Raw genomic sequence first — 24,415 nt, forward strand, 5'->3', positions numbered from 1 at the left:
ACGCCAGCCCCTTACGTACGCTCAGGCTTAGTGCTTCACCGTTTCGATCACATCGATCCAGCCGTGCCCTGTGCTTACCTCACTGCCGTGTAGCCAACGGCGCAGCATATTCATCGCCATCATCGCCACCACTTTTTGCCGGGTTTCCAGATTATGACGACCGTGGTTAAACTTCACGCGTTGTCCCCAGGTCGCCTCCGGCGTGTGTAGCGCAACGGAAATCTCGCCTTCGCTCAGGTTGCCGACCGACAGGGCCAACGGCGTCTGCAGCCTCGCCGCCAGCGCCTGCGTGCGCATCACCTGTACCTCAAGGCTTTCGTCCTGCTGCGGCAGAATTTCGGTGGCGCTCAGGGGAACCTCAGCCGAAGCCAACTGCCAGTTGAGTAACCCCGCCGTGTACTGCTCGCTGATTGCGAGACGCAGGTTACGTTGATTCAGTTCTCGCGCCAACAGCGCAGGCAGCCCCTCCAACCCTTCAAAAATCGTGCATTCCGCCAGCAATAAACGCACCTGCTGCCAGACCTGCTCCATCGCCACGCGCTGTGAGGCAGGCCCGGTGAGCTTAATTTCGATAATGGGCATTGATGAACGGTAGCCCATCAACACGTTTTCCGGCAGCGCCAGCGGCTCCAGTTCATTAGCAATATCGCTTTCACCCCGACCAAAGGTCGTCAGCCGCAGGCACAGCGGCGGCTCTGGCAGGTCAAATTTATTTTTCAGGCGGGGGATGATTTGTTGTTCAACCATCACTTTAAATTCAGAGGGTACGCCGGGGGTAAAAAACAGCCAGCAACGGTTGAGCTGCAGGGCAAATCCACAGGCGGTGCCGACCGGATTATCGAGCATTTCGGCATTGGCAGGAATTTCGGCCTGTTTGCGATTGCTGTCGGCCATCACACGTCCACGACTGGCGAACCAGGCTTCCATAGTTTCAAGCCAGGCTTCCTGCATCACCAGTTCAACGCCACTCGCCATCGCAGCCGCCTGGGCGCTAAGGTCATCAGATGTGGGCCCCAGGCCGCCGTTAACGATGAGCACATCCGCTTCAAGACTACGTGCCTGTAAGGTCTCAACCAGGGACGACAGGGAATCACCTACTGTTGTACGGCTGGTCATCGGCATTCCGTGCTGAAACAACACATCAGCCAGCCAGGCCGCGTTGGTATCGACGATTTGACCGTGTAACACTTCATCGCCCGTGGACAGCATTTCGACTCTAATCACGTTCTTTCTCCTTGTGCCATTAGGTTCACTTTAGAAAGCCCCTGCGTAAAACACAATCTGTAAGGGAGATTTAGCGTCGAATAAGGCCGCGTCTGGCGAGAGGATAAGGAGGAGAGAAGAAGCAGGCAAGGGATGTTGATAAAGCGCAAACGGACAGGAGTGAGCCTGCCCGTTGTACGTATTGCACTACGCGTTTAGCTTAACGGCGAGCCAGCAGCAGGCCTAAAACCAGCCCTGCCGTTGCACCAATACCGATGCCCTTCCACGGTTTCTCATGAACGTAATCGTCGGCACGGTAAGCAACCTGTTTAGCACGATAGTAGTAGCTATCGGACGCCTGACTAACACGTGACTTTACATCTTCCAGCGCTCGTTCAGCTTTGGTTTTCAGTTCGATGTATTTCTGGTCGGCCGGATCCCCTGATGACTTCAGCACTTCTTCCAGCGTTTCGGTCAGCAGTGCGATATCGTCGTCATAGCCTGTTTCAAAAGATTCAGTCTGTTTTACCATCATTTCCTCCATGTGAATTGCAAAGCACCTGGTTAACTATAGTCACAAAACAGGGCTTTGCGTGGAACTCCGCCAGGAATTGCCTGAAAATCAGCGTGAGTAAACAAAACGGCAGTGAATCTGTGTCACGCTGGGCGCTACGCAAAGAAGTGTAAGAGATGGCCCGCTGGCAGCGATTTCGCTTCGCTTATTTGATTTATCTGATAAATTTTCAACGAAATGAATTTTTATCTACGCCGACTGTCGTACCCAGCTGTTGCCTGTAATAATCAGGCCATGTGCATATCAATGCGCTGACACGACAGTCACAGCAAACTCGAACAGCTAAGGAATGATCTCTGGCATGAATCGCAGAATGTTTATGAAAGCGTCAATGGCCTTTTCCGCCGTAAGCGGTATGACAGGCTTATCAACGCTGTTCGCGCAATCCGCCTGGGCAGATGATGGCATTGCTGACGGAACCGCAGTACGCTTCGATTTCGATGAGTTGAAGAAGAATGCGGCCGCGCTGGCTAAAAAACCCTGGGGCGGCGCACCCGGCCCCCTTCCCCCCACGTTGGCAACCCTGACACCACAGGCATACAACGATATTCAGTATGATGCCAACCACTCTCTGTGGAACAATATTCCCAATCGCGAACTGGATGTGCAGTTCTTCCACGTAGGCATGGGATTTAAACGCCGCATCCGCATGTTCTCTGTGGACAGCGCCAGTCGTGAAGCACGCGAAATTCATTTTCGTCCTGAGTTGTTTAACTACAACGATGCCAAAGTCGATACCAAACAACTGCAGGGTAAAACGGATCTTGGCTTTGCCGGTTTCCGCGCCTTCAAAAAACCTGAGCTGGCCCGCCGCGACATTGTCTCGTTTCTGGGTGCCAGCTATTTCCGCGCGGTCGATGACACTTATCAGTACGGCCTGTCCGCGCGTGGCGTGGCCATCAACACCTTCAGCAACGGTCAGGAAGAGTTTCCAGACTTTACGGCCTTCTGGTTTGAAACGCCGAAAGCGGAAGACACCACCTTTACCTGCTATGCCTTACTGGACGGTGCCAGCATCACCGGGGCCTATAAGTTTGTCATTCACTGCGAAGCAGAACGCGTGGTCATGGAGATTGAGAATCATCTCTTTGCCCGCAAGGATATTCGTCAGTTAGGCATCTCGCCGATGACCAGCATGTTCAGCTGCGGCACCAACGAACGCCGGATGTGTAACACCTATCATCCGCAGATTCATGACTCCGATCGCCTGGCGATGTGGAGCGGCAAAGGTGAATGGATTGCCCGGCCGTTAAATAATCCTCAGCGCCTGCAGTTCAACGCCTACGAAGACGAAAATCCGCGCGGCTTTGGCCTGCTCCAGCTTGACCATGACTTTGAGAACTATCAGGACGTGATTGGCTGGTATAACAAACGCCCAAGCCTGTGGGTGGAACCGGTAGGCAAATGGGGCAAAGGCGCCATTAACCTGATGGAAATTCCAACCACCGGCGAAACGCTTGATAACATCGTCTGCTTCTGGCAGCCCGCAGAGCCGATCAAAGCCGGTAGCGAATACAATTTTGCCTACAAGCTTTACTGGAGCGCCCTGCCGCCCGTTCAGAGCGATCTGGCCCGCGTAGATGCGACCCGCACCGGCATTGGTGGTTTCCCCGAAGGCTGGGCGCCGGGCGAGCACTTCCCGGATGTCTGGTGCCGCCGTTTCGCTGTGGACTTTATCGGCGGCGACTTGCAGGCAGCCGCACCGAAAGGCATTGAACCGGTGATTACGGTTTCCTCAGGCACCTTTAAACAGGTAGAGATCCTGTATGTCGAACCGATAAAAGGTTACCGCATCCTGTTCGACTGGTATCCCAACAGCGACAGCGTACAGCCCGTCGAGATGCGCCTGTTCCTGCGCACCAAAGACGAAACCCTGAGTGAGACCTGGCTCTATCAGTATGTGCCACCGCCGCCGGACCAGCGTAAATACGTTGACGATCGCCAGATGACCGTAAGCTAACGCTTCTCTCTCACGTGAAATGCATCTCAGGCCAACCGCCGGGATGCATTTTTTTTGCCCCACAGGGCATCTGAGCCGTGAGCGGCGCTTTACTGCCCTGCTCTGCGCATATCGATATGGGGAATACCGTCCTCAAGATAGCTGTCGCTGACCGTGATAAAGTCATGTCGCTGATAGAACGCCTCAAGATGCGCCTGAGCAGAGAGAAACTGTGAATGCCCCGGCCAGTGCTGCTCACAACTGGCGATTGCCTGTGTCATCAGCTGGTTGCCTAAGTTCAGGCCACGAGCCTTACTGGATATGAGCACGCGTCCGATTTTCACCTCTGCGCCCGCGCGATCGGGTGACAATATGCGCGCGTAGGCCAGCAGATCCCCCTGCGCCATGCCGAGAATGTGACGATTCTCGCCCTGCAAATCCAGGCCATCGACGTCCAGATAGGCGCACTGCTGCTCCACTACGAATACCTCACAGCGTAAAGCCAGCGCCGCGTAGAGCTGCGGAACGCTTAAGGCTTGATGCTGAAGATCCAGCCAACTGATATGCATGTCTTATCCTTACTAAAATGGGCCGCCTGCCCGGGAGGCATCACATCACTTTACCGCGCCGGCCTTTCTGCAGCCAGTGAAGATAATGTTGAGGCCAGGCCATGGTCGGCGTGCCGGGTTTTCCCATACCAAAGCCATGCCCGCCCGTGAGATAGCGCACCAGCTCGACGTCAACCTGATGCTGTTGGCAGGCGCTGGCCATGATCAGGGTGTTATGGGGATCGGAAACCGGATCGTCTTCGGCCTGGACCAGAAAAAAGGGAGGCGATGTCGATGACACGTAATTCTGAACCGACCAGGCTGCGTCCTCTGCCGCCGTCGCATGCGTTCCCACCAACATACGGTGCGTTGCGGTGTGCGTATAGGGCGCCTCCAGAGTGATCACCGGATAGATCAGCGCCGCCCCGTCAGCATAAGCTGGCGCACTGTCCAACGCATCAAGGGCTGCATAGCTTTGAAAGTCATGGCGCGTCACAGCCATTCCGAGTAAGTGCCCACCCGCGGAAAAACCCAGCACCGAGAGCCGCTTTGCCTGCGGCCGTAACAGCCGCAGCGCGCGCTGGGCATCCTGCAGCGCGACTATGTTGCCCGCTGCCCAGCCCTCGCCGGGAAGCCGATAGCGCAGAATCGCCGCCGTATAGCCGCGTGCCGTTAACCAGCGTGCCGCAGGCCAGGCTTCTTTCGCCATTTCTATCCGTTTGTACCCCCCGCCGCCGGCTATCAGAACAACATGGCCGTTGGGCATGTTCGGTTTGATCACTGTCAGCGTCGGCACCGCGATATTGCGCTGTGCGCCCGAAGATGAGGTCTTAACGGCACCGACAGGGCCGCCGCCGCCGGGTGGCGTGCCAGGCCAGAGCGGAATCACCGTGTGTGAGATTTCCGGCTGGGATGCCCGCGACAGCGTGCTCTTTGCGACTATCAGCACAGCGGTGAAGCCTAATAAAAAATGACGGCGCTCCATAGGCCATGCTCCTGTAACAAGCCAGAGGACATTGCAGCAGAAAAATAGGGAGACAGAATGAAGATGACGCATTTTTTTAGGGCAGCAGCAACCCTTGCGTCGTCACCGGTCGTGCGGTTAAGTCGCTGCATGGTGCAGTAGGCAGATTTCAGACAAAAAAAATCAGGCCCTAGGGCCTGATTCAGTATGACAATCGACGATTACATCAGGGGCTGAGCCATCTGTACCAGTCTGATTAACGGCTGCGGATAAACACCTAACAGCAGTACCAGAATCGCTGAAATCAGTACCACCACGCCGCCCGCGGTGAAGGCCCAGTTATCAGGCGTATCGCGGTTGAGCAGTTCTGGTGGGCTCAGGTACAGGCTCACGGTCACGCGCAGATAGTAGTACAGGCCGATAGCACTCCCCACCACCACCGCACCGGTCAACCACCACAGGTGCGCACTCACGCCAGAGGCAATCACGTAGAACTTACCGATAAAGCCCAGCGTCATTGGAATACCGGCCAGCGACAGCATCATCACCGTCATCACCGCAGACAGAACCGGACGACGCCAGAACAGACCGCGATACGAGTAAAGTGAATCCGCATCCGGACCGCGATAAGGGCTCGACATCAGGCTCACGACACCAAAGGCACCCAGGCTGCTGAACAGGTAACCGGCCAGGTAAACCCCAGAGGTTTCCAGCGACAGCTGATGATCTTTCACCGCAATCAGCGCCACCAGCAAATAACCCAGATGCGCGATGGAGGAGTAACCCAACAGGCGCTTAATGTTGCTCTGCGAGATCGCCATCAGGTTACCGAACAGGATGGAAACGAAGGCGATGATACCCAATACCGTTCGCACCGCTTCGCTGTCGGTCACCGGCGCATACATGAACAAGCGCATGACGACACCGAAGATGGCGATTTTACTGGCCGTGGCCAGGAACGTTGATACCGGAGCCGGTGCCCCCTGATACACGTCTGGCGTCCACAGGTGGAACGGCACCAGCGACAGCTTAAAGCCCAGACCAATAATCAGCATTCCCAGGCCCACCAGCAACAGTGGCGCCTGAATCATGCTGTCAGTCAGGCTTTTGCCCAGGCTGACGAAGCCCAGGTTGCCAGAGTCAGCGTAAATCAGCGCAATACCAAACAGCAGGAAGGACGATGCCGCCGCCGACAGGATAGTGTATTTCAGGGCCGCTTCCAGCGAACGTTTCTGGCGGAACGCGTAACCAATCAAACCAAACAGCGGCAGTGACAGCAGTTCAATTCCGATAAACAGCGATGCCAGGTGGTTAGACGCTGACAGCACGATACCGCCCAGTGCGGCAATCAGGACCAACAGATAAAACTCGTCCTTGTTATCCGGGAAAGTCGCCAGCCATGGATAGGCAAACGTACAGGTTGCCAGGCTGGCCAGCATCACCAGTGCGGTATAAAACATCGAGTAAGCATCAACGCGCAGCAGCGGCGTGACGTCCATCGCCCCGACCTGGCCCACAAAATACAGCGACAGCAGAGCCAGGTTCAGGCCAACCACTGTTAGCGTGGCGTTAACAAAGTGATTGCGTCGCCAGGCAATGGACAGCATCACAACCACCACCGTCAATCCGACGATTAACAGCGGCAGCAACGCGATCAATTGTTGAGGAGTTATTGTCATGGCGAATTACGGCCTTGTAGTTGAAATTGAAGCGGTAAACCACTGCTGAATATTGCTCATTGCAGCATGTGAGGTATCCAGAATCGGCTGGGGATAAATACCCAACAGCACCAGCAGAACCACGAGCACGCCAATGGTCAGGAATTCACGTGCCGACATTCCCGGCAGTGGATCTTTAGATTTCGCTTCGCCGTAGTAGGCACGCTGCATCATGACCAGCGAATAAACCGAAGCGAAAACCAGACCAAAGGTCGCAATCACAATAATGACAGGAACGACCTGGAAGCTGCCGGTGAGGATCATAAACTCACCCACGAAGTTACCGGTGCCCGGCATCCCCAGGTTGGCGACAGCAAAGAACAGTGATAAACCCGGAATCCATTTGATGCGCGACCACAGACCGCCCATCTGACGCATATCACGCGTGTGCAGGCGCTCATACAGCTGACCACACAGGATAAACAGGGCCGCCGCAGACAGGCCGTGCGCAATCATCTGTATCACCGCGCCCTGAATGGCCAACTGGCTGCCGGTGTAAATCGCAATCAGCACAAAGCCCATGTGGGAAATCGAGGTGTAGGCAATCAGGCGTTTAATATCCGTCTGTGAGAAGGCCATCCAGGCGCCGTAGAAGATACCGATGATACCTAACCACATCGCGATAGGGGCAAACTCAGCGGATGCATTAGGGAACAGCGGCAGGCTGAAACGCAGCAAACCATAGGCCGCAGTTTTCAGCAAAATACCCGCCAGGTCCACTGAACCGGCCGTTGGCGCCTGACTGTGCGCATCGGGTAACCAGCCGTGAAGCGGCACCACCGGCATTTTCACCGCAAACGCGATAAAGAAGCCCAGCATCAGCAGATATTCGACGGTGTGCGACATGGGCGTTTTCAACAACTGCTCGTAGTTGAACGTCCAGACGCCGGTCGCGTTGTAGTGGACAAACACCAGCGCCAGAATCGCAATTAACATCACCAGACCTGATGCCTGGGTATAGATAAAGAATTTGGTGGCCGCGGTGATACGGGTTTTCCCGTCCGAGGCTTTATGTCCCCACAGTGCGATGAGGAAGTACATCGGCACCAGCATCATTTCCCAGAAGAAGAAGAACAGGAACATGTCGATGGCAAGGAACACACCGATAACGCCGCCCAGAATCCACATCAGGTTAAGATGGAAGAATCCCTGATACTTCTCGATCTCGTTCCACGAACACAGCACGGCCATCAAACCGAGCAGCCCGGTCAGCACCACCATTAATAGCGAAAGGCCATCAAGCGCTAAATGGAAATTAATGCCGAAACGGGGGATCCAGGGTACTGAGAAGCTCGATTGCCACTGCGGAATACCCGCTGCCTGCGTCAGTGAATAGCCTCCCTGCAACCACAGCTGCAGTGAAAGCGCCAACGTCAGCCCCATGGTGATCAGTGCAATCCAGCGTGGCACTTTCGCGCCGAAGCGCTCGGCGAGCCAGCAGATAAAACCACCGAAGAAGGGTATGAAAATTAGCCAAGGTAATAACACGGCATACTTCCCTTTTATGGCCTTTTATGAGCTATCTTACTTACCATTTTCATTCCCGGCAGTGCTCGCAATCCTCACGTACTTCAGTACGCTCCGGTTGCTGTGCGCTGGCGGTAATGAAACTGGCTGCGACGATTGCGCTCATTACTCGGTTATTTGGACATTCTTAACTGGGGTAAGCGAACTCACCCCGCTCATCAATCTTTAAATTACCAGCAACAGGGCCAGAACCACGACGGCACCCACGCTCATCGACGCCACGTACCAGCGCAGATAACCGTTTTCACTGACCACCAGACCTTTATTGGCGATACGTGAAAGCAACGCAGGGAGGTTCATCAGGCCGTTGAGCGGATCGCGTTTTAACAGCCACGCAATGCCCAGGTACGGTTTGACAAACACCTTGTCGTAGAGCCAGTCGAAGCCCCAGGCGGCGAACCACCAGGTGCCGAAGAAGCGGCCCGGTGCGCTGTTGGCAATACGGGTCACCAGCTGACGTTTGCCCAGCCAAAGTGCGGCTGCAATCACGATGCCGGAAACCGCGACCAGACCCGATGCAATCTCCAGCGTCACTTTACCGTTTTCACCAAACTCATTCGCCGGCAAAACGCCCGCCAGTGGTGGGGTAATCAGTGCGCCAACGAAGGTGGAGAGCACCAGCAGCACCAGCAGCGGCAGATGATGGGTAATGCCTTTACCCGCATGAGCATGAATCTTCTCTTCACCGTGGAACACGATGAAGATCATGCGGAAGGTATAAATTGAGGTCAGGAATGCACCCACCAGGCCCGCTACCATCAGGTTAAGATGACCGTTCGCCAGCGCACCAAACAGGATTTCATCTTTACTGTAGAAACCGGCGGTAATCAGTGGCAGTGCCGCCAGCGCGGCGCCGCCCACCAGGAAGCAGGTGTAAACCAGCGGGATGCTCTTACGCAGTCCGCCCATCTTAAAGATGTTCTGCTCGTGGTGGCAGGCCAGAATAACCGAACCTGAGGACAGGAACAGCAGGGCTTTAAAGAAGGCGTGGGTCATCAGGTGGAAAATCGCGGCATCCCACGCCTGTACGCCCAGCGCCAGGAACATGTAGCCAATCTGGCTCATGGTGGAGTAAGCGAGGACGCGTTTGATGTCCGTCTGAACCAGGGCAGCAAAGCCTGCCAGCACCAGGGTAATGGCACCGATAATGCCGACCAGATGCAGCACCTCAGGCGTCAGCAGGAACAGGCCATGCGTGCGCGCAATCAGGTAAACCCCTGCCGTTACCATGGTCGCGGCGTGAATCAGTGCCGATACCGGTGTCGGGCCTGCCATTGCATCGGCCAGCCAGGTCTGTAAGGGCAACTGGGCCGATTTACCGACCGCACCGCCTAACAGCATCAGGGTAGCCCACTGCAGCATGTGATTGTCCGCCGCAAAGTGTGCCGGTGCCAGCTCAACCATCTCGCGGAAGTTGAGCGTACCCAGTTCGTTGTAAAGGATGAACAGCGCAAAGGCCAGAAACACATCGCCGACGCGGGTGATGATAAAGGCTTTCATCGCCGCTTTGCCGTTTTCCGGATTGCTGTAGTAGAAGCCGATCAGGAGGTAAGAACACAGCCCTACCCCTTCCCAGCCCAGATACATCAGCATCAGGTTATCCGCCAGCACCAGAACCACCATGCTGGCGATAAACAGGTTGGTATAAGCGAAGAAGCGTGAATAGCCCTCTTCTCCGCGCATATACCAGGAGGCGAACATATGGATCAGGAAACCGACGCCGGTAACCACCGACAGCATGGTAAGCGAGAGGCCATCCAGAGTCAGATTGACCTGAATGTTAAAATTGCCCACGTGAATCCAGGTCCACAGCGCTTGGGTGAATGCCTGCTGCCCGTTAGCAAAGAAGTCAACGCCAACATACAGGGTAGTCAGTGCGGCTAACCCCACCGATCCCATTCCGACCGTCGCCGACAGATTCTCTGACCAGCGACCACGGGAAAACGCTAACAGCAAAAAGCCGATCAGCGGAAACAAGACAGTTAAATAGAGAAGGTTCATCCGCGCATCTCGCTCACAATATCAATGTTCAGCGTCTGACGACGACGATAGAGCTGAAGCAGCAGGGCCAGACCGATACTGGCTTCCGCTGCGGCGAGGCTGATTGCCAGAATATACATCACCTGACCATCGGCCTGTCCCCAGTAGCTGCCCGCGACGACCAGCGCCAGCGCCGCGGCGTTGATCATAATTTCAAGGCTGATCAGCATAAACAGCAGGTTGCGGCGCAGTACCAGCGAGGTCAGGCCAAGAACGAACAGCACCGCGGCCAAAATCAATCCATGTTGTAACGGGATCATGCTTGCTCCTTATTCGCCTGCGCGGCATCGTTTGAACGGTTGCTCAGGACTTCACCCTGGCGCTCTTCACGTCCCAGATGGAAGGCAACAACCAGACCGGCCAACAGCAGCATTGATGCCAGTTCAACCGCCAGGACATACGGGCCAAACAGGCTAATACCGACCGCTTTCGCGTCGATGATTTTACCGTCAATGCCCTGATCCTGTGCCGTCATGATGGCGTAAATCATGACCGCCAGTAGCAGAAAGGACACCAGACCGGGACCGATCCACAGGGACGGGCTGAGCCATTCGCGTTCCTGTTTCTCCGTGGCCTTGCCCAGGTTGAGCATCATCACGACGAACACGAACAGCACCATGATGGCACCGGCATACACGATGATTTCCAGCGCACCGGCAAAGTAGGCACCCAGGGAGAAAAAGACACCCGCCACCGATAACAGCGAAACGATCAGGTACAGCAACGCATGTACCGGATTAGTGTGGGTAATGACGCGTAACGTCGTCACCACCGCCACCAGTCCGCAAAGATAAAACGCAAATTCCATGCCTTGCTCCTTAAGGTAATAAGCCTTTGACGTCGATGGGTTTCGCTTCATTTTCAGCGTCACCTTTATCTTTACCGTCAATCGCCATACCTGCCATGCGGTAGAAGTTGTACTCCGGATATTTACCCGGCCCCGAGATCAACAGATCGTCTTTTTCATACACCAGATCCTGACGCTTGAACTCGCCCAGCTCGAAATCCGGCGTCAGCTGGATAGCGGTGGTTGGGCAGGCCTCTTCGCACAGGCCGCAGAAAATGCAGCGTGAGAAGTTAATACGGAAGAACTCTGGATACCAGCGACCGTCTTTGGTTTCGGCCTTTTGCAGTGAAATACAGCCTACCGGACAGGCTACTGCACACAGGTTACAGGCAACGCAACGCTCTGCCCCATCGGGATCGCGCGTCAAAACGATACGACCACGATAGCGCGGTGGCAGGTAGACTGGCTCTTCCGGATACATCTGGGTTTCGCGTTTCGCGAAGGCGTGCATGCCTATCATCCAGATACTGCGAACTGTCGTGCCGAAGCCTACGACAATATCTTTTAATGTCATTTGTTTACCCCTTACTGCGCTGTGTACAGAATCACTGCGGCGGTCGCCAGCAGGTTCAACAGCGTCAACGGCAGACACACTTTCCAGCCGAACGACAGCACCTGGTCATAGCGTGGACGCGGAAGCGCAGCACGAATCAGGATGAACATCATCATAAAGAACGCCGTTTTCAGGGCGAACCAGATGAAAGGCGGCAGGAAAGGCCCGTGCCAGCCCCCGAAGAACAGCGTCACAATCAGTGCTGAGACGGTGGTAATCGCGACGTATTCGCCCACAAAGAACAGGCCGAATTTCATCCCGGCATATTCAATGTGGTAACCGTCGGCCAGCTCTTGCTCAGCTTCTGGCTGGTCAAAAGGATGACGGTGACAGACCGCGACGCCCGCAATACAGAAGGTCAGAAAACCGAAGAACTGCGGGATGATGTTCCACAGGTGCGTCTGGCTGTTGACGATATCGGTCATGTTGAACGATCCCGCCTGCGCCACTACGCCCATTAGCGACAGTCCCAGAAACACTTCGTAACTCAGCGTCTGCGCAGAGGCGCGCATGGCACCTAAAAGCGAGTATTTGTTATTACTCGCCCAGCCGGCAAACAGTACGGCATAGACCGCCAGGCCCGCCATCATCAGGAAGAACAGCAGCCCGATGTTCAGGTCGGTGACGACCCAGGTCGGCGAAACCGGCACGATGGCAAATGCCAGCAGCAGTGACACAAAGGCGATGACCGGCGCCAGGGTAAAGATAAAGCGGTCGGTGAACGGGGGAACCCAGTCCTCTTTAAAGAACATCTTGATCATGTCAGCAACCAGCTGCAAGGATCCGCCCCAGCCCACGCGGTTCGGTCCATAGCGGTTCTGGAACAGGCCGAGCAGACGACGCTCGGCGAAGCTCATAAACGCACCGCAGCCCACCACGACCAGCAGAATCACCAGCGCTTTACCCACGGCGATCAGAATGTCGATAACACCTGGAGTTAACCAGCTCATTGCGCCGCCTCCTGCAGAGAATCAATTTTTGCATTCGCCAGGAATGGCGGTACGCCCGGCAGACCGAGTGGAAGCCCCACCTGCCCTGCCTGCAGCGACGCGGAGAAACGCACAGGCAAGCGTACGGTTTCACCGGCACAGGTTAATTCCACAGACGCGCCACTGTTCACGCCCAGCTTAGCCGCATCCTCCGGGTTCAGGACCAGAGTGGGTGCCGACATACGCTGTTGGATAACCGGCGCGCGCTGCGTCATCTCTTCACTACCGAATAGCTGATAGTAAGGCGCGACGCGGAACTGACCGTTAGTGGTATACGCGCCAGGTACGCTGCTGAACCAGGCTAACTGTGCGTCGCTGGCTTCGAACAGACGCACGCCGGGATCGCCGTGACGCAGTTTACCGCCCACTTCATCCTGGAATTTGTTCCATGCCTGAGGTGAGTTCCAGCCTGGCGCCCAGGCAAAGGGGATCTGCGAACGCGGTGCGTTCGGCTGGTTGTTCCCTTCCATTGAGAAGGCAAACATCGTGTCCTGATCCTGCGGCTGACGCGGCTCGTGCACGCTGATGTTGGCGCGCGCGGCGGTACGGCCACTGGCACGATGCGGTGAACGCGCCAGTTTCTGACCACGGATACGGAAGCTGGCATCCGGTGCCGCCTCTTTAATGCCCTTCAGCTGTGGCAGACTGGCAACCACGGCATCAATGACGTGATCCAGCTGCGTCCAGTCAACGTGGCGGCTTTCCAGCGCGCTGTGCAGCGAATGCAACCAGCGCCAGCTTTCCAGCATCACGATGCTGTTGTCATAATAGGCAGGATCGTACACCTGGAAGAAACGCTGTGCGCGCCCTTCGTGGTTGATTGAGGTGCCGTCGCTTTCCGCGAAGCTGGCCGCGGACAAAACCAGTCCGGCTTTCTCCAGCGTGGCGGTGCGTTGATGATCAACGACGATCACGTTAGCGGCTTGATTCAGCGCCGCATCCACCTGCGCTTTTGGCGCATGGCGATAGAGATCGTTTTCCAGTACCACGACCGCATCGGCTTCGCCGCTTTGCAGTTGTTCTAGCGCCTGGTCCAGGGTGTTTCCGCCCATCAGGCCCAGCCCCATGCTGTTCGCATGGCCTGCCAGTAAGGTGATACCGACGTCTGCGCCGCGCGCTTTCAGCGCTTTCGCCACGTTCGCGGCCGCTTCAATCATGGCAGTGCTGCCTGAGTGAACACCGGAAACGATCAGCGGTTTTTTAGCGCCGGCCAGCGCTTGCACGACGACATCCAGCTTGCCGTTCAGCGCAGCGTCGAAATCGCTTACGGCCGGGGCGGTTTCGTCCAGCGCATTGGCGATGGCAAATCCAAGACGCGCCTGATCTTCCACTGGGGCACGATAGCTCCACGCGGCAATATCATCGAGACGCGTTTCATCGACGTTGGTGACAAAGAGCGGATGCTTAGCGTGCTGACCGATATTCATGATGGCCGCGATTTGCCAGTCTGCGACTTTCTGCGCAGCGGCCATTTCACGGGCCTTACCTTTCACAGCCTGGCGCACAGACAGGGCCACGCGCGCGCCAACCTGGGTCAAATCTTCCCCCAGCACCAGCACTGCATCGTAGCTTTCAATTTCACGCAGCGATGGCGTATAAATTCCGCCGTCACGCAGCACTTTTAACAACAGTTCAAGGCGTTCCTGCTCACCGGCAGGCATACCGGTAGAGAAGTTTTCGGCCCCGACCAGTTCACGCAGCGCAAAGTTGCTCTCGACGCTGGCACGTGGCGAGCCGATACCAATCACGCGTTTCGCCTGGCGCAGCACGTCTGCCCCGACGTTCACCGCCTGCTCCGCATTCAGCGTCACGCGATCGCTGCCGCGCAGCTGTACCGGATGGTGAGGGCGGTCCTTCAGGTTGACGTAACCGTAACCAAAGCGACCACGGTCACACAGGAAGTAGTGGTTAACGCTGCCATTGTAACGGTTTTCGATGCGGCGCAGCTCGCCATAGCGCTCACCCGGACTGGTGTTACAGCCCACGCTGCACTGCTGACAGATGCTGGGCGCGAACTGCATATCCCATTTACGGTTATAGCGTTCAGAGTGGGTTTTATCGGTAAATACGCCGGTTGGGCAGATTTCAACCAGGTTGCCGGAAAACTCGCTTTCCAGCGTGCCGTCTTCCGGGCGGCCGAAGTAAACGTTGTCATGCGCGCCATAAACGCCCAAATCGGTACCGTCAGCATAATCTTTGTAATACCGCACACAGCGGTAGCAGGCGATACAGCGGTTCATCTCATGCGAAATGAACGGGCCAAGGTCCTGATTACGGTGGGTGCGTTTGGTGAAGCGATAGCGGCGGAAGCTGTGGCCGGTCATTACCGTCATATCTTGCAGATGACAGTTACCGCCCTCTTCGCATACCGGACAGTCGTGCGGGTGGTTGGTCATTAACCACTCAACCACGCTTTCACGGAACTCTTTCGCTTCGCCATCATCAATAGAGATGAAGGTGCCGTCAGACGCCGGCGTCATACAGGACATGACAAGGCGGCCGCGGGTATCTTCAGCGTTCTGGAATTGCTTTACCGCACACTGGCGGCAGGCACCCACGCTTCCCAGCGCCGGATGCCAGCAAAAATAAGGAATATCAAGGCCCAGAGACAGACATGCCTGTAGCAGGTTGTCCGCTCCGTTCACATCATATTCTTTACCGTCTACATGGATTGTAGCCATAGTGACATGCTTCCGTAAGGCTCGTCATAGACGAGCGTTAATCAAATTCTTGTTCCTGCACACTGCAGCAGGAACGGCGGCACAGGGCCAGCTCCCGTGGATAACGGCGAATTACCAGCGCGCTTTCAGCAGGTTTGGCTGAATACCACCGATCGATCGGGTATTACCAAACACCTGCGGCGCGATACCGGCTTCAAACTCTTCACGGAAATATTTAATGGCGCTTTGCAGCGGTTCGACTGCACCGGGTGCGTGGGCGCAGAACGTCTTGCCCGGGCCGAGCTGGCGGCAAAGCTGCTCCAGGGTTTCGATATCCCCCGGCTGGCCTTTTTTCTGCTCCAGCGCGCGCAGGATCTTCACGCTCCACGGCAAACCATCGCGGCATGGCGTACACCAGCCGCAGGATTCACGGGCAAAGAACTCTTCGAGATTGCGTACCAGTGAAACCATATTGATTTCATGGTCCACGGCCATGGCCAGCGCCGTACCCAGACGGCTGCCCGCTTTACCGATGCTGGCGAACTCCATCGGCAGATCCAGATGCTGTTCCGTCAGGAAGTCCGTTCCCGCCCCGCCCGGCTGCCACGCTTTAAAGCGCAGACCATCGCGCATGCCGCCGGCATAGTCTTCCAGGATTTCACGGGCCGTGATACCGAACGGCAGTTCCCAGACGCCAGGGTTTTTCACCCGACCCGAGAAGCCCATCAGCTTGGTACCCGCATCGTCGCTCTTAGACAGGCCCTGATACCACTCAACGCCGTTTGCCAAAATAGCCGGCACGTTTGACAGCGTTTCAACGTTGTTCACGCAGGTCGGCTTACCCCAAACGCCCGCGCTCGCCGGGAAAGGCGGCTTAGAACGTGGGTTAGCACGGCGTCCTTCCAGCGAGTTAATCAGTGCGGTTTCTTCACCGCAAATATAGCGGCCTGCGCCGGTGTGGACGATGAGTTCGAAATCGAACCCTGAGCCCAGGATATTTTTACCCAGTAACCCGGCTTCGGTCGCTTCAGCGATGGCACGGCGCAGATGCACCGCCGCTTCAATGTATTCGCCACGCAGGAAGATGTAGCCACGGTAGGCTTTAAGGGCAAACGCACTGATCAGCATGCCTTCAACCAACTGATGCGGCATCTGCTCCATCAACAGGCGGTCTTTATAGGTGCCCGGCTCCATTTCATCGGCGTTACACAGCAGGTAACGGATGTTCATGGATTCGTCTTTCGGCATTAGGCTCCACTTCAAACCGGTAGAGAAGCCTGCACCACCGCGTCCCTTCAGGCCGGAATCTTTCACCAGCGCCACGATCTCGTCGGGTGCCATGCCCTTCAGTGCTTTTTCCGCACCAGCGTAGCCGTTTTTGCTGCGGTACTCATCCAGCCATACCGGCTGCTGATCGTCGCGCATGCGCCACGTCAGTGGATGGGTTTCGGCAGTACGAATGATCTGTTTAATTGTCATTGATACTGCTCCAGCAAAGAGGCGATGCCTTCCGGCGTCAGATGAACGTGCGTATCTTCATCCACCATCATGGTTGGGCCTTTATCGCAGTTACCCAGACAGCAGGTCGGCAGCAACGTAAAGCGGCCGTCGGTCGTGGTCTGGCCGGGCTTGATATTGAGGTTTTCTTCCAGAGCGGCCTGAATGCCCTGAAAACCGGTAATGTGACAGACCACGCTGTCGCAGTAGCGGATCACGTGGCGGCCAACCGGCTGGCGGAAAATCTGGCTGTAGAACGTTGCCACACCTTCTACGTCGCTGGCGGGAATGCCCAGAACGTCGGCAATCGCATGAATCGCGCCGTCTGGTACCCAGCCACGTTGTTTCTGTACGATTTTCAGCGCTTCAATTGACGCGGCGCGTGCATCTTCGTAATGGTGTTTTTCGTGCTCAATCGCATGGTGCTCTTCCGCACTCAGCACGAAGACCTCGTTAGGGTCGATCGTTTTAATAGCAATGTGTTGATCGTGCATAATTAGCGGTCCACGTCTGACATAACAAAGTCGATACTACCGAGGTACACGATTAAATCGGATACCAGGCTGCCACGGATTACCGAAGGAATCTGCTGCAGGTGCGGGAAGCTCGGCGTACGCACACGTGTGCGATAACTCATCGTGCTGCCATCACTGGTCAGGTAGTAACTGTTAATCCCTTTGGTCGCCTCAATCATCTGGAAGGATTCATTGGCCGGCATAACCGGGCCCCATGACACCTGCAGGAAGTGAGTGATCAGGGTTTCAATGTGCTGCAGCGTGCGCTCTTTTGGCGGCGGGGTTGTCAGCGGATGATCGGCTTTAAACGGCCCTTCCGGCATGTTGTTCAGGCACTGTTCCAGAATACGCAGCGACTGCCACATCTCTTCCATTTTCAGCTGTACGCGCGTGTAGGCATCGCTGATACCGGCACCCACGGGCACTTCGAAGTCGAAGTTTTCATAGCCTGAATAGGGACGCCATTTACGCACGTCAAAATCGAGACCGGTGGCGCGCAGGGCTGCACCTGTGGTGCCCCAGGCGAGCGCTTCTTCCATATTGTAGGCTGCCACACCTTGCGAACGGCCCATCAGAACGGTGTTGCGCAGCGCCGCTTTGTCATACTCTTTCAGGCGCTTCGGCATCCAGTCCAGGAAGTCACGCAGCAGGCGCTCCCAGCCTTTCGGCAGGTCGTGTGCCACACCGCCAATACGGAACCAGGCCGGGTGCATGCGGAAACCGGTAATCGCCTCAACCACATCATAAATTTTCTGACGATCGGTAAAGGCAAAGAACACCGGCGTCATTGCACCAACGTCCTGAATAAAGGTCGAGATGTACAGCAGGTGACTGTTGATGCGGAACAGCTCAGAGAGCATGACGCGAATAACATTCACGCGGTCAGGCACCACGATACCAGCCAGTTTCTCAACGGCCAGTACGTAAGGCATTTCGTTAACGCAGCCACCAAGGTACTCAATACGGTCGGTGTAAGGAATGTAGCTGTGCCAGGACTGACGTTCGCCCATTTTCTCTGCGCCACGGTGGTGATAACCAATATCCGGGACGCAATCGACGATCTCTTCCCCATCCAGCTGCAAAATGATGCGGAAAGCACCGTGCGCTGACGGGTGGTTTGGACCGAGGTTGAGGAACATGAAATCTTCGTTGGCGGTGCTGCGTTTCATGCCCCAGTCTTCCGGCTTGAACGTCAGCGCTTCCATTTCCAGATCTTCTTTCTGCTTCGTCAGCGTGAAAGGATCGAATTCGGTCGCACGCGCAGGATAGTCCTTGCGCAGCGGATGCCCTTCCCAGGTCTGCGGCATCATAATGCGCGTCAGATGCGGGTGACCATCAAAGGTGATACCAAACATCTCCCAGGTTTCGCGCTCATACCAGTTGGCATTGGCGAAAATATTGGTGATGGTCGGCACATGCATATCGTTTTCAGATAAAGCCACCTTGAGCATGATGTCGCGATTGCGTTCAATCGAGAGCAGGTGGTAGAAAACGGAAAAATCCGCGGCAGGTAAACCGGCGCGGTGGGTACGTAAGCGTTCGTCCATGCCATGCAGGTCATACAGCATGACGTACGGCTTAGGAAGTTTTCGCAGGAATGTAATGATTTCCAGCAGCTGTTCACGCTTTACCCAAACAACCGGTATACCGGTGCGGGTCGCCTGAACGGTAAAGGCATCCGGCCCAAAACGATTACGCAGCTCGCCGATCACCGGGTCATCCAGGTGATCCCGGGTTTGCCATAGCGGCTGAGCGAGATCTTGCGTGGTCAAATCTGTCATACGTTACTCACCATTCCGGCCTGATAACAGGCGCTCAAATGAAGGCGTCAGGATGGTGCCATGCATTAATTTGTGGTGTTGTCTGCTGCAGGCACTGATTCCATCCATACGGTTAACTTAAACTTCGTCTGGTGTACGCAGGTTGGTTACTGCAATACGTTCGCCACGCTTACGTTCACGCTCAGACTGCATATTGGCACGGTAAACGCCCTGGTCTCCGACCACCCACGAAAGGGGACGGCGCTCTTTGCCAATGGATTCCTGCAGCAGCAGCAGTGCCTGCATGTAAGCTTCAGGGCGCGGCGGGCAACCCGGGATATACACGTCAACCGGCAGAAACTTATCAACGCCCTGCACGACAGAATAGATATCGTACATGCCGCCTGAGTTGGCACAGGCACCCATGGAAATCACCCATTTCGGCTCCAGCATCTGATCGTACAAACGCTGAATCACCGGGGCCATTTTGGTAAACGGCGTACCGGCAATGACCATGAAGTCGGCCTGACGTGGCGATGCACGCATAACCTCTGCACCGAAACGCGCGACGTCGTGCACGGCGGTGAAGGAGGTGGTCATCTCAACGTAGCAGCATGAAAGACCAAAGTTGTAAGGCCACAGGGAGTTTTTACGTCCCCAGTTCACCATGTCGTGCAGGGCGTGTTCGAGCTTGCCCATGTAGACGCTGCGATGAACGTGCTGCTCCAGCGGATCGCTGACGATTTCCTGCTTTTGCAGAGGGTAACGGTCGTTCTCACCACCGTTTGGGTCTATGCGGGTGAGCGTATAGTCCATCTTATTGCCTCTCTTTTACTGCTTATGAGGATTGGTGTGACTTACCGTGGGCGTTTTAACCACGATTCGCCGGCGTGCAGGCGTCCAGTCCAACGCGCCAATGCGCACCAGATAAACCAGGCCCGCCAGGAGCACCAAAATGAAAATTGCGGCTTCCACAAAGCCGACCCAGCCGCTTTCACGAATAGAGGTCGCCCATGCGTATAAAAAGAGAGCTTCTACGTCGAAGATAACGAAGAACATCGCTACCAGGTAGAATTTTGCTGATAAGCGGAGGTGAGTGTCACCGACGGATTCAATGCCGGACTCAAAAGGTGTGTCTTTGTAACGGGCACGCGCTCTGCCGCCAAGCAGCCAGCCTCCGGTTAACATGAACGCACAGAGGCCAAAAGCGATGACGATAAATACGACGAATGCCCAATGCTGAGCGATGATTTCGGTGGTAGTTGACATACTCATTGCTTACTCATCAAAAGTGGCGCGGGCATCCTGCTCGGGTTCTGGCAGCAAACTCACCACATCGATTCAAAGGGAAGGATAAAAACCTTACAAATTTTGCTGTTACTCTGCAATAAGCAGCAATTTTATGGGGTTTTTTACTCCTTTCTATAACCTTTTGTCAACTTTGACAAAAGTATCCAAACTTTATTTTACACCTGCATCATATTATTAACATATGATGCGCGTGTTTCCAGCTAAATCGCTTCAGTCTGTAAGGGTAATTTTAGTGTAGCGGGTATTTGCGCGCATGGATCGTGCAATTAACCCTCATATTTTGACAGGATTTCGGGGGTTTTCCTTCCCTTGGGAATGGCTATTTTGTTGATCCAGAACACAGAATTATCTTTTTTGTGTTAAATTTCAGCAGTTATCAGACTGATTCGAATCAAATATTTTACATTTTGCCTCTTGCCCGCCATTTACATCGCCCTGAAATGCTTGCGGGCAGGCGATAAACTCAGCGTCTCCGGGCGGGTTTTTATTTCGCAGGAAAAAGGTCAAAAAAAAGCCTCCTGTTCTTTTTACAGAACAAGAGGCCTGTTTACAGCCATTATCTTACCGGTAAATGACGTTTTTTTTGCGACAGCGTGAAAATGTTACTCTTCGTCATCCAGCAACAGCGTGCCGTCAGCGTTGGCCACCATGTTGTACGGATCGTGCGTGGACTGCATAGCATTAAAGATTGCCAGCGCCAGCTCGTTGTCGCTGTCGGCATTACGGCACAGCAGATACTGTGTATCCGGTAAAACCGGCAAGCCTTCCGCTGCGCCCATCACGCGCAGTTCCGGGCTCATCATTTCTACCGGACGCGCCGTTACACCCAATCCTGCTTTGACTGCCGCACGAACGGCCGCCAGGGTTGATGCAACGTAAGAGATACGCCACGGGATTCCGGCTTCGTTGAGATGATCAATCGCCATATCACGATACGGACTGGGTTCATCAAGCAGTACCAGTGGAATAGCTTCTCCACGCTGGAACACATAATCCGCCGCGCAATACCACAGGGTCGGAGAGGTACGCAGAACCTGATGGGTAAAGTTACCCGGGCTTGACGTCGTGACGACTAAGTCAACTTCGCCCTGATTCAGCATTTCCATCATGAACGGATTGCGTTTCACGCGAACATCAATCGCCAGTTTTGGATAGACAGAGGTCACGCGGTTTAACAGGAACGGCAGAATGGTATCTGAGGTATCGTCAGAAGCGCCAATCGTCAGTACACCCTGGATGTTGCTGTACATCAGTGAAGTACAGGCTTCATCGTTAAAACGCAGGATTTTCCTGGCATAGCCCAGAAGCTGAATGCCGTGTTCAGTTAACAACTTGTTGCGGCCATGTCTGGCAAACAACTCTTTACCGACCAGTTGTTCCAGACGTTGCATCTGCTGACTCACTGCCGATTGCGTTCTGCACACCGCAGCAGCCGCGGCTGCAAAGGTGTTCAGGTCAGCTACAGCAACAAAAGTCCGGAGCAGATCGAGATCGAGATTGAGTATCGGACGATTTGCATTAGTCATGTTTTTTCTTCACTTATTAGATTTTTAAGAACTACTATCCTGGTGTTATTACAAGCTTATCAAAGCGATAAGCGGTAATGATGCTTCATGGCGTCCCGGCAAAGGGCCGACATAAAATTTACTTACGGAGGAAGACGGTACTTCCCTGCAAAACAGGGAAACCGGGTCCTGAAGACAGAGACAACTTCTGTACCGAAGGCACTGGATGCAAAAATGCGGGAAGCTGTGTAGTTGTCTTTTCCTACCCCCAAAGTGCCCTCAGGCAGGGGTAAACGGGTCTGTAATACGCTAACGGTACGCAGCGTTTAATCTCATCAAATAGTAAATTATACTTAATCATTTTTGACCGCAAAATGGAAATGTTTTTGTGAAAAGCATTGCATATTTTGATCAAATAGCATCTTACATCCCTTCGAGAATGTCCTGAGCGGTCGTAACCTGCCTGAAAACAGGAAATACGACTTTTCAGCGATGAAACATGCATTGATGATGCTCCCGGTTGTCTCTCCCGGCCCTGAAAATCTTATAAAAAACCTTTGATATAAGATAGTTAACATTATGCACCATCGTTTTTTTTCAGGTTACTCTGAGTTGAGGCCGCTTTTTGCGTGCAAATTTTATGCATCAATAAAGCATAATTAAACTATTTCACTCATGACGCATCACAGATTCTCAGATTGTTTTACGGCCTTCAGGTTCATTATCGGCAAAATAAAAGCAGACATTACCCAGCGCTCAATTTTTAATCGCAGCATAATAAACTAATAAAACTCAAAAAAACAAACGTTACAACCGACCTGCTTGATAACCAATACGCATTCCATCGTCTGGCTGGAGACAAAGATGCTGAACACGCCAAAACCGCGCCCTGCCCTTCTTTTGTCGGCCTGAGGAGAGTACATTGTGCAGGTTTGTTTTCAGCGGCAGGCACAAGGATTCTGCACATTAAGGCGGCCACAATGACTTTTCAAATTGATAAATCCGGCAAACTGGACAATGTCTGTTACGACATTCGTGGACCGGTTTTAAAAGAGGCTAAACGCCTTGAAGAAGAAGGTAATAAAGTTCTTAAGTTGAACATCGGCAATCCGGCCCCCTTTGGCTTCGAAGCGCCGGACGAGATTCTGGTTGATGTCATCCGTAACCTTCCCAGCGCACAGGGATACTGTGACTCCAAAGGATTGTATTCTGCTCGTAAAGCCATCATGCAGCATTACCAGGCGCGTGACATGCGCGACGTCACGGTAGAAGACATCTATATCGGCAACGGTGTTTCTGAACTCATCGTCCAGGCCATGCAGGCGCTGCTGAACAGCGGTGATGAAATGCTGGTGCCGGCACCTGACTACCCGCTGTGGACCGCGGCCGTGTCGCTCTCAAGCGGCAAAGCCGTGCACTACCTGTGTGATGAGTCCGCAGGCTGGTTCCCGGATCTGGATGATATCCGCAGTAAAATTACGCCACGCACGCGCGGCATCGTGATTATCAATCCCAATAATCCAACCGGTGCGGTTTACAGCAAAGCACTGTTGATGGAAGTCGTTGAGATTGCCCGCCAGCATAACCTGATTATTTTCGCTGACGAGATCTACGATAAAATTCTGTACGACGACGCACAGCATCACTCTATTGCTGCACTGGCGCCGGACTTGCTGACCGTAACCTTTAACGGCCTGTCTAAAACCTATCGCGTAGCGGGTTTCCGCCAGGGCTGGATGGTGCTAAACGGCCCCAAAAAGCATGCTAAAGGTTATATCGAAGGGCTGGAGATGCTGGCCTCCATGCGTCTGTGTGCCAACGTCCCCGCGCAGCATGCCATTCAGACTGCGTTGGGCGGCTATCAGAGCATTAGTGAATTTATTGTGCCTGGCGGGCGGCTCTATGAACAGCGTCAGCGCGCATGGGAACTGATCAACGATATTCCAGGCGTGAGTTGTGTGAAGCCGCAGGGCGCGCTTTATATGTTCCCGCGTATTGATGCCAAAAAATTCAATATCCACGACGATCAGAAAATGGTGCTGGATTTCCTGCTACAGGAGAAAGTGCTACTGGTTCAGGGAACGGCGTTTAACTGGCCGTGGCCCGATCATCTGCGCATCGTGACGCTGCCGCGCGTCGACGATCTGGAAATGGCGATCAATAAGTTTGGCCGTTTTCTGCAAGGCTACCGCCAGTAGTCCGGATGCGCCTATACTGATGTGATTTCGGGGAGAGCAGGCCTCTCCCCTGTCGCAAACAGGAATT

Annotated in this window: 20 protein-coding genes; 2 read left to right on the top strand and 18 right to left on the bottom strand. The window is 54.6% G+C overall.

What is annotated here, in order from left to right; all coding sequences use genetic code 11:
• Positions 1 to 27 precede the first annotated feature (27 nt).
• Together DFO57_RS14075 and elaB are read right to left on the bottom strand one after the other, a co-directional pair.
• A complete protein-coding gene (locus DFO57_RS14075; protein ID WP_028715401.1) occupies positions 28 to 1,224 on the bottom strand; it encodes a nicotinamide mononucleotide deamidase-related protein YfaY in 1,197 nt (398 codons plus the stop codon).
• Between the two features lie 199 nt (positions 1,225 to 1,423).
• A complete protein-coding gene (elaB, locus tag DFO57_RS14080; protein ID WP_015699853.1) occupies positions 1,424 to 1,735 on the bottom strand; it encodes a stress response protein ElaB in 312 nt (103 codons plus the stop codon).
• Positions 1,736 to 2,078: 343 nt separating this feature from the next.
• On the opposite strand from elaB, the gene DFO57_RS14085 reads away from it, so the two are divergent.
• Positions 2,079 to 3,737: a glucan biosynthesis protein D gene (locus DFO57_RS14085; protein WP_019105998.1), complete on the top strand. Its 1,659-nt coding sequence runs from the start codon at positions 2,079 to 2,081 to the stop codon at positions 3,735 to 3,737.
• An 89-nt stretch (positions 3,738 to 3,826) separates the two neighbouring features.
• Here DFO57_RS14085 and DFO57_RS14090 read toward each other — a convergent pair whose 3' ends face one another.
• The 16 genes from DFO57_RS14090 to lrhA all read right to left on the bottom strand — a co-directional run bounded on the left by DFO57_RS14090 (position 3,827) and on the right by lrhA (position 22,171).
• Positions 3,827 to 4,285 (bottom strand): GNAT family N-acetyltransferase, encoded by a 459-nt coding sequence (locus DFO57_RS14090; RefSeq protein ID WP_022623433.1) that lies wholly within the window; start codon positions 4,283 to 4,285, stop codon positions 3,827 to 3,829.
• A gap of 40 nt (positions 4,286 to 4,325) precedes the next feature.
• Positions 4,326 to 5,249, bottom strand: coding sequence for an alpha/beta hydrolase (locus DFO57_RS14095; RefSeq protein WP_064374125.1), 924 nt, complete (start codon positions 5,247 to 5,249; stop codon positions 4,326 to 4,328).
• A gap of 200 nt (positions 5,250 to 5,449) precedes the next feature.
• On the bottom strand, positions 5,450 to 6,907 hold the full coding sequence (gene nuoN, locus DFO57_RS14100) for an NADH-quinone oxidoreductase subunit NuoN (RefSeq protein ID WP_013026503.1): 1,458 nt from the start codon (positions 6,905 to 6,907) through the stop codon (positions 5,450 to 5,452).
• Between the two features lie 6 nt (positions 6,908 to 6,913).
• Positions 6,914 to 8,434, bottom strand: a complete 1,521-nt coding sequence (nuoM, locus tag DFO57_RS14105) for an NADH-quinone oxidoreductase subunit M (RefSeq protein ID WP_013026504.1) — start codon at positions 8,432 to 8,434, stop codon at positions 6,914 to 6,916.
• A gap of 204 nt (positions 8,435 to 8,638) precedes the next feature.
• Complete coding sequence (nuoL, locus tag DFO57_RS14110; RefSeq protein ID WP_064374127.1) at positions 8,639 to 10,474, bottom strand: NADH-quinone oxidoreductase subunit L; 1,836 nt, start codon at positions 10,472 to 10,474, stop codon at positions 8,639 to 8,641.
• Positions 10,471 to 10,773: an NADH-quinone oxidoreductase subunit NuoK gene (gene nuoK / locus DFO57_RS14115; protein ID WP_013026506.1), complete on the bottom strand. Its 303-nt coding sequence runs from the start codon at positions 10,771 to 10,773 to the stop codon at positions 10,471 to 10,473. Before nuoK ends, nuoL begins: the two co-directional genes overlap by 4 nt.
• Complete coding sequence (gene nuoJ / locus DFO57_RS14120) at positions 10,770 to 11,321, bottom strand: NADH-quinone oxidoreductase subunit J (protein WP_014605380.1); 552 nt, start codon at positions 11,319 to 11,321, stop codon at positions 10,770 to 10,772. Before nuoJ ends, nuoK begins: the two co-directional genes overlap by 4 nt.
• A 10-nt stretch (positions 11,322 to 11,331) precedes the next feature.
• Positions 11,332 to 11,874 carry an NADH-quinone oxidoreductase subunit NuoI gene (nuoI, locus tag DFO57_RS14125; RefSeq protein ID WP_013026508.1) on the bottom strand — a complete coding sequence of 181 codons (543 nt, stop codon included), beginning with the start codon at positions 11,872 to 11,874 and terminating at the stop codon, positions 11,332 to 11,334.
• Positions 11,875 to 11,885: 11 nt separating this feature from the next.
• Complete coding sequence (nuoH, locus tag DFO57_RS14130; protein ID WP_013026509.1) at positions 11,886 to 12,863, bottom strand: NADH-quinone oxidoreductase subunit NuoH; 978 nt, start codon at positions 12,861 to 12,863, stop codon at positions 11,886 to 11,888.
• Positions 12,860 to 15,583 (bottom strand): NADH-quinone oxidoreductase subunit NuoG, encoded by a 2,724-nt coding sequence (gene nuoG / locus DFO57_RS14135; protein WP_019106001.1) that lies wholly within the window; start codon positions 15,581 to 15,583, stop codon positions 12,860 to 12,862. The genes nuoH and nuoG overlap by 4 nt, the downstream gene beginning before the upstream one ends.
• 111 nt (positions 15,584 to 15,694) lie before the next feature.
• The gene (nuoF, locus tag DFO57_RS14140; RefSeq protein WP_026021016.1) at positions 15,695 to 17,035 is read right to left on the bottom strand and encodes an NADH-quinone oxidoreductase subunit NuoF; all 1,341 of its coding nucleotides are present in this window, start codon (positions 17,033 to 17,035) and stop codon (positions 15,695 to 15,697) included.
• 2 nt (positions 17,036 to 17,037) lie between these two features.
• Entirely contained in the window at positions 17,038 to 17,553 is a 516-nt protein-coding gene (nuoE, locus tag DFO57_RS14145) for an NADH-quinone oxidoreductase subunit NuoE (RefSeq protein ID WP_013026512.1), read from the bottom strand.
• Positions 17,554 to 17,555: 2 nt separating this feature from the next.
• Positions 17,556 to 19,355, bottom strand: a complete 1,800-nt coding sequence (gene nuoC, locus DFO57_RS14150) for an NADH-quinone oxidoreductase subunit C/D (RefSeq protein ID WP_013026513.1) — start codon at positions 19,353 to 19,355, stop codon at positions 17,556 to 17,558.
• Between the two features lie 117 nt (positions 19,356 to 19,472).
• The gene (locus DFO57_RS14155; protein ID WP_006120026.1) at positions 19,473 to 20,150 is read right to left on the bottom strand and encodes an NADH-quinone oxidoreductase subunit B family protein; all 678 of its coding nucleotides are present in this window, start codon (positions 20,148 to 20,150) and stop codon (positions 19,473 to 19,475) included.
• Positions 20,151 to 20,165: 15 nt separating this feature from the next.
• Entirely contained in the window at positions 20,166 to 20,609 is a 444-nt protein-coding gene (locus tag DFO57_RS14160) for an NADH-quinone oxidoreductase subunit A (protein WP_013026514.1), read from the bottom strand.
• Between the two features lie 638 nt (positions 20,610 to 21,247).
• Positions 21,248 to 22,171 carry a transcriptional regulator LrhA gene (gene lrhA, locus DFO57_RS14170; protein WP_013026515.1) on the bottom strand — a complete coding sequence of 308 codons (924 nt, stop codon included), beginning with the start codon at positions 22,169 to 22,171 and terminating at the stop codon, positions 21,248 to 21,250.
• 959 nt (positions 22,172 to 23,130) lie between these two features.
• On the opposite strand from lrhA, the gene DFO57_RS14175 reads away from it, so the two are divergent.
• Positions 23,131 to 24,348 (top strand): pyridoxal phosphate-dependent aminotransferase, encoded by a 1,218-nt coding sequence (locus DFO57_RS14175; RefSeq protein ID WP_014594167.1) that lies wholly within the window; start codon positions 23,131 to 23,133, stop codon positions 24,346 to 24,348.
• Positions 24,349 to 24,415 lie beyond the last annotated feature (67 nt).

The sequence above is a fragment of the Pantoea sp. AG702 genome (genome assembly GCF_003182295.1).
Classification (GTDB): domain Bacteria; phylum Pseudomonadota; class Gammaproteobacteria; order Enterobacterales; family Enterobacteriaceae; genus Pantoea; species Pantoea ananatis.